Below are 17,811 nucleotides of genomic sequence, written 5' to 3'. Positions count from 1 at the left end.
AAAAAGGCAGCAACCACATCTTAATTGATGCAGTCGCTGCCTTTTTGGCTAATTAGTTAGTCACACCTAGTCGTATGCCTTCACAAGCTTCGAGTTTCCGGTTACATAACCGCCAGCAATTTGATATCTCAACGTACCGGTCTTGGTAACATCATTCGCCCGCGAATAATCGTAAGCTTGGATTTTGACCTTGGTGCCCTTATAGAGACGCTTATTGGTTTGCTTGCTTAAGTTCGCATCTTGGTAACGATTGATTGTGTGCTTGGCTTTAAGGTAACGAGGTAGTTTGTGGTTGCCCATCATCACAAGTTTTCGGTTTCCGGTAATGTACTGGCCATTCTCCAGAACGTATCGGGTCGTTAAGTTATGGTGAACAATTTGTTTCACATGAAGCACAGTCCCTTGCTTGTAATTCTTAACTTTACCAGTCAAGTCCTTATTCTTATAAGCAGTGACCCCGCGTGGGTTGATAACCGTTAGCGTCTTATGACGACCTTGGTAATAAACCGGGCGAACATATGCCCACCGTGCCGTGATGTAGCCCACCAAATTATTTGTCTTGCTTAAGTGGTTCACATCGCGCACCTTATAACGCAGGTTACCGTTCTTGGAATAATCATAACCGATCACCACAAACATTGGCCGCTGAGTCCGGTGTTTGCCAGCATAAACGGCAATCCGCCCCTTCTTCGTAAAGTTCTTATCCTTGTACAGATAAATCTTCTTTACCGCATAAACCGCCTGCCCCTTCTTCACCTTCTGTTGGGTGGCCGGTTTGCGTTGAGCCGTTTCCTGCGTTGGTGCAGTCTGGACACTACTTGTGATCTCGACATCCTTAACTGGTCGGGATGTCGTTGCCGTTACTTGACCAGTTGGTCCTGAATTTTTCGTGTAATAGAAGACGAATTCATGACCGTCCTTAGCCGTTAATTGCCAGCTTTGCGGTGTTTGCCCTGCTACCAAAGTGTATCCTGGCACCGACAGATTGTTAGGGTCAACCGTCACGGTTTGCCCAACCACGCCGCCGATATGACTGTCTGGTTTAACCGGAGTGGTAGTGCCCTTTTCGTAGTAATGAACGACTACTGCATTGGCATCGTTTGGGTTAACCTGATTGCCGACAACGTAGATCTGAGTTACTTGAGCCGTCATTTTCCAAGTTAAATCATCTGGTTGCTTTTGGCCATCCTTCAGTTCTTCTGGGGTGGCGTAGTGATAACCAGCTGGAATCTCAATTTGTTGACTATCAGAACCCAGATCCAAGCTTTCGCCGGTATGGCCGGCTGGCGTTTGGCTATCCCCAATGACGTCGCCGGTTTGAGGATCAATATAGGTCACCGTGATATTGTTTTGTTGGTCAGATTGGTAATAGAAGGTTAACTGATGGCCAACCTTATCCTGTAACGTCACTGTTTGGGCTTGTTGACCGGCCACTAGCGTATAGCCCACTAACTTAGCCGGTTTCACGGTTACGGGTGAACCTACCTTGCCGCCATACACGTCATCTTCTTTCAGGGACTGGGTAGTCCCTGCCAAGTAATGATGAACAACAACCGCATTGGCATCGGCCGGTTTCACATCATTGCCGACGATATACACCTGAGTTTCTTGATCAGCCGTCGTCCAAGTTAAATCATCCGGCTGTTGCTTGCCAGCCGTTAATTCGTTAGAGGTGGCGTAATGGTATCCCGCTGGCATCTCAATTTGTTGGCTATCAGAATCCAGATCTAATTTTTCGCCGGTATGACCAGCTGGTTTTTGGCTGCCACCAATTTCATTTCCCGTCGTTAAATCAACTAATTTAACGGTGATGTTATGTTGCGGGTTGGCGGTGTAGTAGAAGGTAAGCACTTGGCCTGTTTGAGCATCAAGGATTATCTTCTTAGCCGCCTGGTCGCCAACGACCGTGTAGCCGTCAATCACTGCTGGGTTAATTGTTGTTGGGCTACCAACTTTGCCGCCAAATGACTCATCGGCCTTAAGGGCTTTGGTAGTCCCCGCCAAATAATAGTGAACGGTGACCGCGTTGACGTCTCCTGGTTTTACATCGTTGCCAACAACATACACGTTAGTGGTTTGCTGATCTGGCGTCCAAGTTGGATTGTCCGGTTGTTGAATACCAACGGGCAATTCTGCCGGTGTTGCGTAGTGATAACCAGCCGGTATCGTAAGCTGATCGCTATCCTTGCCAACATTGAGTTTTTCGCCCGTATGCCCACTTGGTGTTTGACTATCGCCAATTTGATTGCCAGTCACTGGATCCAGATAGTTCACCGTAATTGTCTTTTGGGCTTCTGCTTGATAACGGTACGTGACGGTTTGCCCCTTAACCACGTCGAGGATGACTGTCTGAGCCGACTGACCATCAATCAGCTTGTAGCCGTTAATCACTGCTGGGTTAATCGTCACTGGGCTGCCAACCACGCCGCCAATCGAATCGTCAGCTTTGAGCCCTTTAGTCGTGCCTTCTGCATAGTAATGCACCATTACAGCGTTAGCATCACCGGAATGAACGTCGTTGCCAACCACATAAACGTTGGCCGTTTGTTCAGCTGTCGTCCAAGTCAGGTCACTTGGTTGTTGACTACCAGCCTTTAACTCCGTTGGGGTTGCGTAATGATAGCCAGCTGGAATTGTAATTTGCGAGCTATCAGCACCTAAATCCAGCTTCTCGCCGGTATGTCCCGCTGGTTGGTTGCTCCCAATTTCACTGCCAGTAGCGACATCCACATAACTAACGGTAATGTTATTTTGGCCCACTGCCCGATAGTAGAACGTCACCGTTTGGCCGTTTTCTGCTGCCAAGGTTACTGTTCTGGCAGCTTGGCCAGCAACTAATTCGTAGCCGCTAATGGTTGCCGGGCTAACCACCACTTCACCGCCAACCTTGCCACCAAGCGATTGATCGGCTTGCAGCGCCGTGGTGGTGTTTTCCAAATAGTGATGAACGGTAATGGCGTTCACGTCGCCTGGCTTGACGTCGTTACCCGTAATATAAACCGTCGTGTCTTGCCGATCGGTTGTCCAAGTTAAACCTGATGGTTGCTTTTGTGACGTTATTAATTCAGTCGGCGTCGCATAGTGATAGCCGGCCGGTACGGCTAATTGGCCACCATCCGTACTTAGATCCAATTGTTCATCCGTATGCCCAGTTGGGGTACTGGTCCCAATCGCCTTGCCCGTGTCCGTGTCAACATAATGAATCGTGATGTTATTTTGCTCATCAGCATCGTAGTAGAACGTGACGACTTGGCCCTTCGCCGCGTCTAACACTAATTTCTGCGCGCCTTGACCAGCAGTCAATGTGTAACCTTTGATCGCTGCTGGGCTAATCGTTACTGAATCGCCCACAATTCCGCCAAAGGACTCATCAGCTTTGAGCGCCTTAGTCGTTCCAGCCAAATAATAGTGAACCGTCACTGCATTGGTATCGCCGGCGTGAACCTCATTACCAACGACATAAACCTGAGTCGTTTGTTGGTCGGTTGTCCAAGTCAAATCACTTGGTTGCTGCTTGCCATCCTTTAATTCTTCTGGCGTCGCGTAATGGTAGCCGGCTGGCATATCCAGTTTGTCGCTGCCGTTGCCTAAATCAAGGGTTTCACCAGTATGGCCCGTTGGCGTTTGCAAATTGCCAATTTGCTGACCCGTCTTTGGATCAACATAAGTGACGGTGATGTTAGACTGGCTATCCGCAGTGTAATAGAAGGTGACTGTTTGGCCGTCCTGAACTTTTAAGGTCAGCGTCTGGGCTGTTTGGCCATTTACTAAGGTGTAGCCGTTAATAACAGCTGGGCTGATCGTAACCGGACTGCCAACCACGCCGCCGATTGAGTCATCGGCTTTGAGGGCTTTGGTTGTGCCGTTCAAATAATAGTGAACCGTTATCGCGTTAACATCACCAGATTTTACCGGATCGCCAACCACATAGACTTTGGCAGCCTGCTGATCAGTTGTCCAAGTTAACTGTTCTGGCTGCTTTTGGTCGCCTTGAAGTTCTTCTGGCGTCGCATAATGGTAGCCGGCTGGCATATCCAGTTGAGCGCTGTCTTTGCCCAAATCCAGTTTTTCGCCGGTATGGCCAGTTGGCACGCTAGTAGTAACTTCTTTGCCAGTTGCCGTATCAACGTAGCTGACCATGATATTGTTCTGGTCATTTGCTTGGTAGTAAAAGACGACCGTTTGGCCAGTTTTGGCATCAAGGGTCAATATTTTTGCTGCTTGACCAGCAATCGCCGTATACCCTGCAATGTTTGCCGGGCTGGCAGTCACTTCACCACCTACTCGGCCACCCAATGACTCATCGGCTTTCAATGAAGTCGTTGTATTTACCAAATAATGGTGAACGGTGACGGCGTTAACGTCGCCGGACTCAACTTTATTACCAATGACGTAAACCGTTGTCGCTTGATCTGTTGTGGTCCATGTGAGTTCACCGGGCTGGTTAGTCCCTGCTGGTAACTCGGCTGGCGTTGCGTAATGATAACCCGCCGGAATGTTGATTTGCTTACTGTCAGTGCCGAGATCCAAGGTTTCGCCAGTATGGCCGGCTGGTTTTTGCCCATCGCCAACTTTCGTGCTCGTGTTGGTATCCACAAGGGTGACCGTGATATTCGTTTGGACGTCAGCTTGATAGTAGAACGTCACCGTTTGACCAGCGGTTGCCTTTAGAGTCACCATTTGGGCTTTTTGGCCGTCAACTAACGTATACCCCTTGATCGTTGCCGGGCTTATCGTTACTTGGCCACCCACCTTGCCGCCAAGTGAGTCGTCTGTTGCAAGCGGCGTGGTCGTGTTTGCCAAATAATGGTGAACCGTGATGGCATTCGTGTCACCTGATTCAACGACGTTGCCAGTAATATAAACGTTGGTATCCTGCTGATCAGTCGTCCAAGTTAAAGCCGTTGGCTGGGTTTGTGATTCTTTTAGTTCTGCTGGGGTTGCGTAGTGATAGCCGGCTGGAACCTCTAATTGGCTGCCAGCGGCACTCAAGTCTAATTTCCCATCAGTGTGACCAGCTGGGTTACTAGTGCCAATGGATTTGCCCGTATCTGTATCAACGTAGTGAATGGTGATATTGCTTTGGGCATCAGCCCGGTAATAAAAGCTCACTGACTGGCCTTTTTGTACGTCTAGCATGATCGTTTGCGCCGTTTGGCCGGCTACTAAGGTATAACCCTTGATTTCTGCTGGGCTCACCGTTACCGGAGTGCCAATTTGGCCGCCAAACAAGTCATCGGCTTTCAAAGCCTTCGTGGTGTTTTCAACGTAGTAGTGAACCGTAATCGCATTCGGATCAGTTGGCTTGACTTCATTACCAATCACGTAAACTTGAGTGGTCTGATCCGCAGTGGTCCACTTAGGATTTTCTGGCTGGCCAACGCCACTTGGTAATTCGGCTGGGGTTGCGTAATGGTAGCCGGCTGGGATGGTGAGTTGTTGGCTATCTTTGCCTAAATCAAGTTCTTCGCCAGTATGGCCGGCTGGTTTTTGCGGGTTGCCCACCTGTTGGTTACCATTTGGATCAACATAAATGACTGTGATGTTGGTTTGCGCGTCAGCTTGATAATAGAATGTGCGGGTTTGACCATTTTGCGCGTCCAACTTGACCGTTTGCGCCGTTTGGCCGGCTACCAAGGTATAACCCTTGATTTCTGCTGGGCTCACCGTCACTGACTCGCCCACGATGCCGCCAACTGAGTCATCCGCCTTTAATGACGTGGTCGTTTGATCCAAATAGTAGTGAACCGTCACGGCATTGACATCACCTGATTTAACAGGGTTCCCGACAACGTAGACTTTGGTGGCCTGTTGATTAGTCGTCCAAGTTAAAGCCGTTGGCTGCTGAGTGCCTTGAGGTAATTCTTCCGGCGTGGCATAGTGGTACCCTGCTGGGATTGTCATTTGTTGACTGCCTTTGCCTAAATCAAGTTTCTCACCGGTATGGCCAGCTGGCGTTTGGTTGTCACCAATTTGGTCACCCGTCTTTGGATCAACGTAGCTAACGGTAATGTTGTTTTGATCATCTGCAGTGTAATAGAACGTTACGATTTGACCCGCTGCCGCGGCCAACGTGAGGGTTTTAGCCGCTTGGCCGGCAATTCCCGTGTAACCCTTAATTTCTGCTGGATCGATGGTGACCGGGATGCCAACGACACCACCAACTGATTCATCCGCCTTGAGTGACTGGGTCGTATTTGCTAAATAATAATGAACTGTTACGGCATTTTGGTCGCCCGGTTTAACCTCATTGCCCACCACGTAAACTTTGGTGGCCTGCTGATCGGTCGTCCAAGTTAAAGCCGTTGGCTGGGTTTGGCCGGCCTGTAATTCGGCTGGCGTGGCGTAGTGGTAGCCAGCCGGGATACTAATCTGGTCACTCGTTGAACCCAAATCAAGCTTTTCATTGGTGTGGCCAGTTGGGACACTGTTACCAATTTCCTTGTTCGTATTGGTATCAACGTAACTCACCGTAATTGTTTTTTGTTCATCGGCTTGATAAAAGAAAGTCACGGTCTGGTCGTTTTCAGCAGTCAAGGTCACCGCCTTAGCCGTTTGACCATCAACGAGACGATAACCGGCAATTGTTGCCGGATTAACCGTTACTTGGCCACCAATTTTGCCGCCAAGTGAGTCATCGGCCTTAACGGATTGAGTTGTGTTTTCCAGATAATAATGCACCGTCACGGCGTTGGGATCGCCAGCTTTAACCGGATTGCCAATCACGTAAACGTTGGTCGTTTGCGGTGTCGTCGTCCAAGTCAGGTCACTCGGCTGCTTTTGATCACCCGTTAACTCACCAGCAGTTGCGTAGTAGTAGCCGGCTGGGATAACCACTTTAGCGCTATCAGAACCCAATTGAAGGGTTTCACCGGTGCGCCCGTCAGGTTGACTGGTGCCGATTGAATTGCCGGAATCGCCGTCAAGATAGGTAATCGTGATGTTTTTTTGATCATTGGCCGTATAGTAGAAAGTAGCTTCTTTTGGTTGGCCATCCAACGTGACGCTCTTGGCTGGCTGATTTGGTACCAGGGTGTACCCTGCAACGGTTTGGTCGGCGTCTTGGGCGGAAATTGTTACCGTCTCGCCGACAAAACCGCCAACCTTACGATCTGCTTGCACTTTAGTCGTGGAGTCGGCCAAATAATAGTGAACCGTGATGGCGCCGGTATCCGTCGTTTTAATTTCATTTGGTGACACGTAGACGGTTGCGGTTTGCAGCGTCGGTTCCAAATCCAAACTGGTTGGTTGAGTTCGCCCGCCTAATTCAGTCGGCGTTGTTGAATAATGGTAGCCAACAGGGATAGCTAAGCGATCACTATTAGCGGTTAAGTCAATTGTGTCATACCGCTTGCCGATGGGCTTGCTAGTACCGATTGTTTCGCCAGTTTTGGTGTTGACGTAATTAACCGTAATCGTTGAAACATCAATCTTCTTGAAATAAAGGGGCACCGGTTTGCTAGGAGTTTGAGTCCCCGGAACCGTGTAGACAACATCCGCTTGGGGGATCACTTCAAAACCGAAGCTGGCTGTCGACCATCTTGGATCATTGTACTTTATCGTGATCACATCCCCAGCAAACGCAAAAATATCAAAAGCTCCCAGAGTAATATTAGTTGGCTGGCCATTGTCGTCCATTTCATACTTATTAACGGTTACTGCTTTGTAATAAGGAACGTCAGATTCCACGTACACGTTAATCGTTTTATCCGTTCCATAGGTGAGCGCGGTAGGTTGCTTGTCACTTGTTCGAATATCTGGTGTTAAGTGATAACCCTTTGGCAGATTAGCAGTTACAAAAGGACTGCCGAGCCGACTGCCTTTTTCTACCCCAGAGCTTGTATTCAGCTGAGTTAACGCTAATTGCGTGCCAACTGGTCCTGTGGTTGAAGCGCTTGATAATTTGACGCCATCTAATGATCGAATGAAATTAACCGTGGCCGCTTCGAGTTGGGTTTGCGCCCAGACAAAAGTAATTGGTTGGGTATAGTCACCGTCATTAATTTTGTCTTGAAGCGCCGTCGCTGTCATCATCGGCCCTTGTGGATGATGGTCCGTCCCAGTACCAACTAATTGCCATTGGGCATTGGTACTCCCGTATAACAAATTAGTCAACGGGTCGACGATTTGTTGATACTTCCCAGGGGCATCGGGGATCGCGTTACTGCCGGCCAAGTCCTTGTTTGAAGCTAAGAATGTTTTAGGCCCAACCGTTATTTTCCAAAGATTGGTCGTTCCCCTTAACATTTCCTGCATCGCTGTCCAGCCAAAGGCACCGGCGGTTTTAAATGAAAAAGTATCCCAGCCGGTAAGGTCCAGTGACGTCAAGCTGCTAGCGCCGTCAAACATCTGGTACATGGCACCAAGATGCTGATCATCAGGGTAGCTCGTTGGCATGACAGCTTTGCGGACGTCCCATTTGCTGACGTCTACCGAAACTAAGCGCTGATCATTTTGAAACATTCGGGCAAAGTTAGTCGTGTTTTTAGTAATCAAATTTTCGCCTTGAATATAAGTAACGTTAGGCAATCCACTGCCATCTGGTTGGGAAAATAAATACGATGAATCAACTGGCGCCGTGGTGCCGGTATCAATCATGATTTTCTTAATATCTGCTGCAAAATCTTTTAACGGATTATTCGTATTAGTTACCGAAGACAGTTGGCCCTGATGGATTGTCAGCGTGCCGGTTGAGTCAAACTCCCACTTGCTGGTCCCCCAGTTGCCGGATTTTACAATCTCCACGGGAGCTGCAGCGGCAAACATCATCTTATTCATGGCGGTGCCGGCAAGTTTCGGCTGTAGCTTTGCCGACACTTTGGCAGTCGTGCCCTTTGTGGCCAATTGATCCATATCCAAATCGGCCTGCTGATCAACCTGATCCGCGTTTTGATTAACTAATTCATCAGCCATCGCCGCGTTAACTTTGTCGCTGACTTGAGTGGGTTGCGCTGCCGTTTTCTGGTCAACCTTGGCCGTTGAAGTTGGTTTTTCAGCTTTTTGATCTTCTGGCTGACTGGTTTCTTTAGCGGCCGTCGCGGTATCAGTTGTCTGTTCTGCCGGTTGGGCGGCGACAGCCCCTTTAGCAGTTGGGGCATCACTGGTTGTTAACTGAGCAGCTTGGGATTGCTTTTCAGAACTGCTAATTGAGTGAGGCGTAGCAGCGGCTTTTGAATCGGCAGTAGCTGAGGGCACAGCGGTAGATTGAGCTGGTGCCTGACTTGTCATTGATGCCGATTGGCTAGAAGCCGTCAACGCACCCGTTGATTTGGCTTGCGTTGTAGCGGCCGTCGACAAAGTAGCGGTTGGTTCCGGCTTAGACTGAGCCGACTCTGGCTGAACAGCTGTTGAAGTCGCCTCTTTTGCCTCATCCGGTGAGCTAACCGCTACATTGGAATCGGCCGAACTAGCCGACATCTTATCCGGTTGTGTTGAACTTGTGCTGGTTGAGCTTACCGCTTGGCTTTGGGCATCTGAACCCTGGTCGGCAGCCGAACCCCCGTTGGCTGTCACTGCTTCTGTAGCGGAAATCGTATCGGCAGTATTCGCCTTGGCATTGCCATCTGACAAACCTAATCCAATCCCCAAACTGATCGTTGCCAAGCCCGCGAATAACCAATGTTTCCCCGCTTTGTACATCTTGTAATGTACCTTTTCTTCGCGCGTTTTAGACAATTTATTCATGATTAACAAACTCCTCCCCAAATCAAGTAATTCAATGTCTTACTTGTTATACCCATCATTACATGTCTACCATTTCCAAAAGCATCATATCATGGGGGCAAAAAAATACGGGAAATTTTGGCCGCTAATTTTTAGACGCTCTAAGTCCCGGTTAAAGGGCATTGACTGCCGCTTTTTTCAAGGTGAGGGCAAAAAAATAGCGTTGAATGAGTGGACATTCAACGCTAAACGGGGGTGGCAATTATTCACTTAATGGTTATTGGAGGAGGAGCGACTAGCCGTTTAGCTTGAAGAAACGGTTAGCCGCGATATTAAATCGCCATTCTAAGCTTTTTTGCCTTCAAATTAACATCCCGATAAATCTTCTTGATGGTTTTTTCATAATCTTCATTGGCCACGCCGAACACGACTTTGATATCGCTGCCTTCTTGGATGACCAAGTGTACCTTGATTTGACTGTCATTTAGGAGATCTAAAATTTTCCCCGCGTTGGCTGGCCGGCTGCCCAACTCATGGGAAACCGCGGCAACCAACGCGATATCTTTTTCTAGCTTGACCCGATCCAGCCCGCACTTTTTAAGAGCTGCCAAAATTGCGCCTAATTTGCCAGCTAATTGACTACGCTTAGCCAAGAAACTAAACGAATCCGTACCGGACGAAACGTATTCAAACGGCACATTGAAAGCCTGAATTTCAGAAAAGACCTTTGCCATCACGTCAAACCGCTTATTTAACTGATATTTTTGAATTGAAATAATGACATAGTCTTTTTTACCGGCGACACCGGTCACAAGTTGGTTGGGATCTCGGCGAACCGTTCCTTCAACCAGCGTGCCATCTTCTTCTGGATGATTCGTATTCAAAATGGCAATTGGGATTTGACGTTCAGCAACCGGTTTGATTGCTTCTTCTTGAAAAACACTCACGCCCATGTACGATAATTCCTGCAGCTCATCATAAGTTAATTCGCTAATTCGGCGGGAATGATCAACAATTCGCGGATCGGCCATCTTAATGCCAGAAACGTCTGTCCAATTCTCATACAAATCGGCGTCAACCAAATTTGCCATAATCGCGCCGGAAACGTCACCACCGCCCCGAGCCATCACGTGAATCTCACCGGCCTCATCAACGCCATAAAAACCGGGGACAACTATCCGTGAGTTAGCCGACAAAAAGTCGCGCAGGCGGTTAATTGATTCGCCATAATTAACTGTGTGACCGTCATACACCAAGAAGCGGGCGGCATCAAGGAATTGAAAGCCTAAGAAGTCGGCCATTAATTTTGCCGTCAGAAATTCACCACGAGATACCAAATAATCATAGGTGCAGGTTGGAATTAATCGTTCGATTTTTTGCAGATCATTTTCGATAGCGACATTGAGCCCCAAAGCATCACGAATGCCGATAAACCGCCGTTCGATGTGGTTAAAGGTCGGCTGATAATCCTCGCCGGCATCCCTTAACTTTTCAACGGCCATCAACAAATCCGTCACCTTAATCGACTCTTCGCTACTCTTACCAGCCGCGCTGACCACTACGATTCTTCTATCCGCGCTGGCTTCTACAATTGAACGCACTTTTTTGAACTGGGCTGCATCAGCAACCGAACTCCCACCAAATTTTGCAACTTTCATTTTACTGCACCTCCCCGTTTTTCTGGTAAGCTTGCCATAAACGCTGTTTCATCTTTTTGAAGCACTTGTTTCATTAACCGATGCATTTCACCAACTGGAACTTCGTTAACAACTAAGTAATCGCCGCGAATCGATGGGCTAAACCGCTTAAAGAGCTCTGAACAATCAATTTCTGATCGAACAATGTAATCATGTTTGGTCAAATCCGATCGATATTTGAAGGGGCTCTTAAATTCCCGCTTTAAATGTTCCTTGTTTTGGAAAATATCTAAAATATCTTGAATAACCGCATTAGCAGTCGGCAGTTGACCGGCGCCTTGGCCCATAAACTTCAAGTTCCCAATGGTTTGACCGTGTAAAGAAATCAAATTGTAATTATCCTTTGTGTGAGCCTCCAATGTATCGCCATAGTACAGTGTTGGTTCAACCACGTAATCAAATTCATTGCCACGCTGATGGCTAATTCCCATCAATTTGACGGTTAACCCCAGCTGATCAAAGTAAGCCATGTCATCTTCAGTGATGTTGCGAATGCCAAAGATTGGCAGATCCTTGTTTGGCTTGATAAACAGGTCATAGGCAATATCGACGCTGATACACAACTTGTTGGCAACGTCCAAACCGTCAATGTCAGCAGAAGGATCTGCTTCCGCGTAGCCTAGTTGCTGAGCCTGCATTAATACGTCGTTAAACGGCTCACCGCTGCGATGCATCTGATCCAAAATAAAGTTTGACGTCCCATTGAAAATCCCTTGAATCTTATTGACGTCATCAACTCTTAAGGCCCGCTCCAAGCCTTGGATCCATGGAATACCACCGCCTACACTTGATTCAAAGTAAAACTTGACGCCATTTTCGCGGGAAACCTTGGTAAATTCATCCATATACTGGGCGATGACGGCTTTATTGGCAGTAATCACATGCTTCTTGTGCTTCAAAGCCGAGATAATATACTGATGAGCCGGTTCGATGCCGCCGATGACCTCTACAACAATATCAACTTCTTTATCATTTAAGATTGCTTCAATGTCGTCGGTCATTTCCGGTAAATCCGGTTTTTTATTTTTTCGAATTAAAATATGCTTCACATGGAGGTTTTGGGTCTGGCGATTCGCTTTCTTGATAATTTTATAAACACCGGTACCAACCGTACCAAACCCCAAAATTGCGATGTTCACAGTTAAAACCTCCCAGATAAGTTGAGCGACGCCAGGTCTCTGCCTAACGCAGCCGTCCTAATAAATTCGTGTTCATAAATAATAAACACTTGTTTTTCTAATGAAAACAGATTATCATAGTAATCACAGAAATGCAAGGAGTAAACGCAAATGACTAAAAATTATACGAGTACCAGAGATAATTCCGTTCACATCTCGGCAAAAGCTGCCATTGAAAAAGGCTTCTCAGATGATAAGGGGTTGTTTGTTTATCCAAACCTCGGCGATACTCAAGTTGACTTGGCCAAATTAATCACGTTAAGTTATACAGACATTGCCCGGGCCGTTTTGGCAAAGTTATTGCCTGACTTTTCAGCAGAAGAAATCAGCGAAAGTGTTGATAATGCATATCGTCACAGCTTTGACTCCGATCAAATTACGCCAGTCGTCGCCGTTGACGACTTTCACGTCCTAGAGCTTTTTCACGGGCCTACCAGCGCCTTTAAAGACGTTGGCTTACAATTATTACCTCAATTAATGAAACACGTTTTAGTTGCCGACCATAAAATCATGATATTAACCGCAACTAGCGGCGATACCGGCAAGGCTGCCTTGGAAGGGTTCAAAGATCTCCATCATATGGGAATCATTGTCTTTTATCCAGATGGTGGTGTTAGCCCAATTCAAAAACTCCAGATGGTAACTACTGGTGGCCATAACACCAAAGTGGCCGCGATCAAAGGCAACTTTGATGACGCTCAAACCAACGTCAAGCGAATCTTTAATGACCAAGCCCTTAAAAACGCGATTGGCGAAGACGTCAACCTCTCCAGTGCAAACTCAATCAATATTGGCCGGCTCATCCCGCAAGTGGTTTATTACTTTGATGCTTACAAGCAACTCGTTAATAATGGTACGATTAAAACCGGCGACAAAGTGAACTTTACGGTTCCAACCGGCAACTTCGGCGACGTTTTAGCTGGTTATTATGCTAAACTATTAGGCTTGCCAGTCGATAAATTCGTAGTCGCTTGTAACGAAAACAACGTACTGGCTAATTTCTTCAAACATGGCGTTTATGACCGTAACCGGCCGTTCTTCCAGACCGTTGCCCCTAGTATGGATATTCAAGTTTCAAGTAATTTTGAACGGCTTTTGTATTATAAGAGTGGCGAAGACTCGGCTTACGTTAAACAACTGATGGATGACTTGGAAGACAGCGGTAAATACGAAGTCTCCAAGGACGTGTTAGCCCGCATTCAAGCCGACTTTTATTGTGGGTATAGTACCGATGACGAGATCGAAGCGGGCATCAAAGCCGTTTATCAAAAGACTGGTTATCTGATGGATCCCCATACGGCCGCCGGTTACAAAGTTATGCGTGATTATCAACAAATTGACAGTCAAACCCCCATGATCCTACTAAGCACTGCCAGCCCGTATAAGTTTGTCAACGCCGTCGCTGATGCCATCTTGCCCGAGACGGCTGCTGATCCCTTGCAAGTTATGAAGGATCTTGAAGCTAAAACCCACGTTCAGATTCCCGATAACCTCAGGGAAGTCTGGGATCTGCCAGTCAGACACGAGTCAGTTATTGAAAAAGACCAAATGAGTGACTATGTTCAGGCAAAAATCGAGGAGGTATTCTATGATCAAGATCAAAGTGCCAGCAACTAGTGCTAACGTTGGCGTTGGCTTTGACTGTCTTGGCTTGGCAGTTTCTTACTACTCAACCATTACGTTTGAACCAAGTACTACCAAATTGGAAATCAGCGGCTGCCCAGCTGAATTTCAAACCGAAGACAACTTGGTTTACCAGGCCTTTGTCAAGGGCTGCAACTTTCTTGATAAGCCGGTACCAAATGTCAAAATTACAATTACCGGCGATATCCCGGTTGCCCGCGGCCTTGGCAGTTCATCAGTCTGCGTTGTCGCTGGTCTAAAAGCAGCCAGCGTTTGGTTTAGCGATGGCATATCAAAAGATCAACTGCTCAGCTTAGCTACTCAAATGGAAGGACATCCAGATAACGTCACCCCGGCAATCCTCGGCGGCCTCTGTGTTTCCTTTATGGATGACCATCATGAACCACAAGTGATCAAGTATGATGTTAACCCAGAGTTACATTTCGTCGCATTAATCCCAGATTATGAAGTCAGCACGCACGAGGCCCGCAAAGTATTGCCCAAGACATTGTCTTACGCCGACGCCATTCATCAAGTGTCTCACTGTGCGGCAATGACCAAAGCCCTTGAACTAGGCGATATGCACATGATTCACGAGGCTTGCGACGACCGGATGCACGAACCGTACCGGGCCAAATTAATTCCAGATTATGATGCTGCCAAAGCTATCTGTGAACGAGTCGGTGGTACGATGTATATTAGTGGTAGCGGCTCAACTTTGATGGCCATTCTTGCCGATGAAGCAGCCGAAAATGAAGTCATTAACAACGCCCAAGCCGCCTTTCCAAGCTGGAAAATTCGAAAATTAACGGTAGCCGCAACCGGCGTGACAAGTGAGGTAAGTGAACGTGGAAAAGTATTACATCGTTGATAGCTCAATTTTACCGGAATCGTTTGACAAGGTTATCCAAGCCCGCCAATTACTGGAAAGCGGTAAGGTTCACCAAGTCAGCGAAGCCGTTAAAATCGTCGGTATCAGTCGAGGAACTTATTATAAGTACAAGGATCTGGTCTTTTTGCCAGAAGATACTTTAATGGATCGCAAGGCCGTGATTTCGTTAATGCTGGAAAACAAGCGGGGCATCTTATCGGAAGTGCTCAGAACTATTTCGGACTCCAGCGCCAGCGTACTGACAATCAACCAAAATATTCCGATCCACAACGTCGCCAGCATCGTCATTTCACTTGACCTCAGCCACTTTAGCGGCACTGTTGATAGTTTGCTCAACGCGATTAAACAGGTTGATGGCGCAAGTAATGTGCAACTGGTGTCGATTGAGTAAGTGTCGCGAATGTACGTTAGTAATCTTATGAAAGTAACGGTATTTTTGAATAACATCCACTTTTTTAGACAACGATCGCTTTTAGATGAGACTGGCTAATCTAAATTAGTGTTGACAAGAACTCAACTACTGGTTTGTAAAAAATAACCCCTGGTGCTTTAAAAGACATCAGGGGTTATTTTGCAAGTAATTGTAAATGTCGTTCAAACTGGGTAAAAACATCCTGATAATTCAAATATGGGTCATCGGTTTTAGCAACCAACAGCGCAAGATCACGAATTTGTTGGTTAGTAAACGTTAGCTCCATATGATTGAGTCTGGAGATGATCTGGGCGGCAATGACGGCAGTTCGCTTATTGCCATCTTCGAAGGGATGAAGGTTAATGATTTTAATAAACATCATCCCAATCTGCTCAGCTAAAGTTTCATCCATCTGATGGCCAAATACCGATTGTTTAGGGAGAGCTACGATTGATTTAAGTCCCTTTAAATTCCTAATAAATGTTTTTTGACGGTTCTCACTCATAATCGCAACGTTAATTGCAATCATCTTGTCAGCATTTAATAACTTCACTACTCGTCTCCCTTACGCAGATCCTCTAAAGCATCATGGTACTTATCAAGTGCCTCCGTTAAAGCATCTTGAAATGACTCCGGGAGCTTAGACTTAGTTATCTTGAGTGTATCATCTTGTTCGTGAATGACAATCTCATCGCCAGTCGTGAGATGGAGTTTCTTTAACATATTTGCGGGAATAACAACCGCATTAGAGTTGCCAACTTTAATAATTTTTTTGACGGTTTCCATTTAAAAAGCCTCCCATTTGTTAGTGCGTTATAACGTACTAACATTATAATGTGGGCTTCTTTGAAGTAATGCTAAAAAGTCAGCTTTAACTTTCTTCTCCCTGTAACCCCTTTCCAACTTGAATGCAACCCCCTGTCACAGCTATAATGCAACTATTGCTAATATTAGAATTCGACTTATCTTGGAGGACCTCATGGCAAATAGCCAATCCGATACACCAGCTAAATTTCGTTTATCTCAAAACCATCATATGACCATCCCTTGGAATACGTTTATCAGCCAAGAAAAAATGCCGGCAAAAAATGCCCCGCTAAGTGAAAAAGCATCCGTTGTCGGGCGTGTCGGTATCATTATGCTATCTTGTGGTACTGGTGCTTGGCGAGTACGTGACGCAATGAATACCGTCGCTCGCGTGCTTGGCGTGACTTGTTCAGCTGATATTGGCTTAACGTCTATTCAATTTACCTGCTTTACCGAGGGTCACAGCTACTCGCAAGTATTATCATTACCAAATACGGGGGTTAACACTGATAAGCTCAACATCATGGAAGGTTTCGTCGCCAACTTTGCCAATGATTTTTCAACGACGACTATCCGAACAATTCATAATCAAATTGACAAAATTGAGCAAAAGCCGAGTCAGTATTCGCCGGTGATTTCAGGGCTGGCAGCCGCTTTAGCCTGTTGTGGCTTTATTTTTTTGCTTGGCGGTGGCATTCCCGAGATGATTTGTTCCTTCATTGGCGCTGGAATTGGCAACTTTACCCGCAGCCTAATGGGCAAACATCGCACCACCACCTTTGCCAGTATTGCGATTGCCGTTGCCATTGCTGGCTTGGCTTACATGATTGCCTTTAAAATATTTGAAGCCAACTTTCAAGTTTTAGCACAGCATGAAGCCGGCTACATCGGGGCGATGCTGTTTGTCATCCCCGGCTTTCCGTTCATTACCAGTATCTTGGATCTTTCCAAGTTGGATATGCGTTCAGGCTTGGAACGGCTGGCTTACGCAATCATGATTACTTTAATCGCCGCTTTGGTTGGTTGGCTGATCGCATTGATTTTTCATTTTCAGCCAGCTAATTTCCTGCCGCTGGGCTTATCGCCACTGGTATTAATGCTGCTGCGGCTGCCCGCCAGCTTTTGTGGTGTTTTCGGCTTCTCCATCATGTTTAATAGTACAACCCGCATGGCCATGGTGGCCGGGGGAATCGGCGCCATCGCTAACACGCTACGACTTGAATTGGTCGATCTCACAACGTTGCCGCCAGCCGCCGCTGCTTTTTTAGCGGCTTTATTGGCTGGATTAATTGCTTCGGTCGTTAACCGGTTTAACGGCTACCCAAGAATCTCCTTGACGGTGCCGTCCATTGTGATTATGGTGCCTGGCCTTTATATTTATCGAGCAGTTTATAACATCGGTATTAACCAAATTAGCATTGGTGCTCTGTGGCTAACCAAAGCTGCCTTAATTATCATGTTTTTGCCACTTGGTTTGTTTGTCGCCAGGGCGTTGCTCGATCGAGAATGGCGGCACTTTGATTAACAATCCCAAAATAA

9 protein-coding genes are annotated in these 17,811 nt (G+C 46.9%); 4 read left to right on the top strand and 5 right to left on the bottom strand.

The features are described from left to right. Window positions 1–66: 66 nt before the first annotated feature. The 3 genes from YK48G_RS03010 to YK48G_RS03000 all read right to left on the bottom strand — a co-directional run bounded on the left by YK48G_RS03010 (window position 67) and on the right by YK48G_RS03000 (window position 12,499). Window positions 67–9,684: a MucBP domain-containing protein gene (locus YK48G_RS03010; protein WP_203629238.1), complete on the bottom strand. Its 9,618-nt coding sequence runs from the start codon at window positions 9,682–9,684 to the stop codon at window positions 67–69. 311 nt (window positions 9,685–9,995) lie between these two features. Beyond that, window positions 9,996–11,321: an aspartate kinase gene (locus YK48G_RS03005; RefSeq protein WP_203629237.1), complete on the bottom strand. Its 1,326-nt coding sequence runs from the start codon at window positions 11,319–11,321 to the stop codon at window positions 9,996–9,998. Next, window positions 11,318–12,499: a homoserine dehydrogenase gene (locus YK48G_RS03000; protein WP_203629236.1), complete on the bottom strand. Its 1,182-nt coding sequence runs from the start codon at window positions 12,497–12,499 to the stop codon at window positions 11,318–11,320. Before YK48G_RS03000 ends, YK48G_RS03005 begins: the two co-directional genes overlap by 4 nt. Window positions 12,500–12,649: 150 nt before the next feature. Between YK48G_RS03000 and thrC the strand changes: the two genes are divergently transcribed. The 3 genes from thrC to YK48G_RS02985 are packed head-to-tail and all read left to right on the top strand — an operon-like array spanning window position 12,650 to window position 15,444. Continuing rightward, a complete protein-coding gene (thrC, locus tag YK48G_RS02995) occupies window positions 12,650–14,155 on the top strand; it encodes a threonine synthase (protein ID WP_203629235.1) in 1,506 nt (501 codons plus the stop codon). Then, a complete protein-coding gene (thrB, locus tag YK48G_RS02990; RefSeq protein ID WP_203629234.1) occupies window positions 14,127–15,032 on the top strand; it encodes a homoserine kinase in 906 nt (301 codons plus the stop codon). The genes thrC and thrB overlap by 29 nt, the downstream gene beginning before the upstream one ends. After that, a complete protein-coding gene (locus tag YK48G_RS02985; RefSeq protein ID WP_203629233.1) occupies window positions 15,010–15,444 on the top strand; it encodes an ACT domain-containing protein in 435 nt (144 codons plus the stop codon). The genes thrB and YK48G_RS02985 overlap by 23 nt, the downstream gene beginning before the upstream one ends. Before the next feature lie 175 nt (window positions 15,445–15,619). Here YK48G_RS02985 and YK48G_RS02980 read toward each other — a convergent pair whose 3' ends face one another. Both YK48G_RS02980 and YK48G_RS02975 read right to left on the bottom strand, forming a co-directional pair. Next, on the bottom strand, window positions 15,620–16,018 hold the full coding sequence (locus YK48G_RS02980; protein ID WP_203629232.1) for a type II toxin-antitoxin system death-on-curing family toxin: 399 nt from the start codon (window positions 16,016–16,018) through the stop codon (window positions 15,620–15,622). Beyond that, complete coding sequence (locus YK48G_RS02975) at window positions 16,018–16,251, bottom strand: AbrB/MazE/SpoVT family DNA-binding domain-containing protein (protein WP_203629231.1); 234 nt, start codon at window positions 16,249–16,251, stop codon at window positions 16,018–16,020. Before YK48G_RS02975 ends, YK48G_RS02980 begins: the two co-directional genes overlap by 1 nt. Window positions 16,252–16,444: 193 nt before the next feature. Here YK48G_RS02975 and YK48G_RS02970 point away from each other — a divergent pair, with 193 nt between their 5' ends. Beyond that, the gene (locus tag YK48G_RS02970; RefSeq protein WP_203629230.1) at window positions 16,445–17,797 is read left to right on the top strand and encodes a threonine/serine exporter family protein; all 1,353 of its coding nucleotides are present in this window, start codon (window positions 16,445–16,447) and stop codon (window positions 17,795–17,797) included. The last annotated feature ends 14 nt before the right edge of the window (window positions 17,798–17,811 follow it).

Source organism: Lentilactobacillus fungorum, assembly GCF_016860605.1.
GTDB lineage: Bacteria > Bacillota > Bacilli > Lactobacillales > Lactobacillaceae > Lentilactobacillus > Lentilactobacillus fungorum.
Note: the sequence above shows the minus strand (reverse complement) of the source record. Positions and strands in the feature narration are given on the sequence as shown.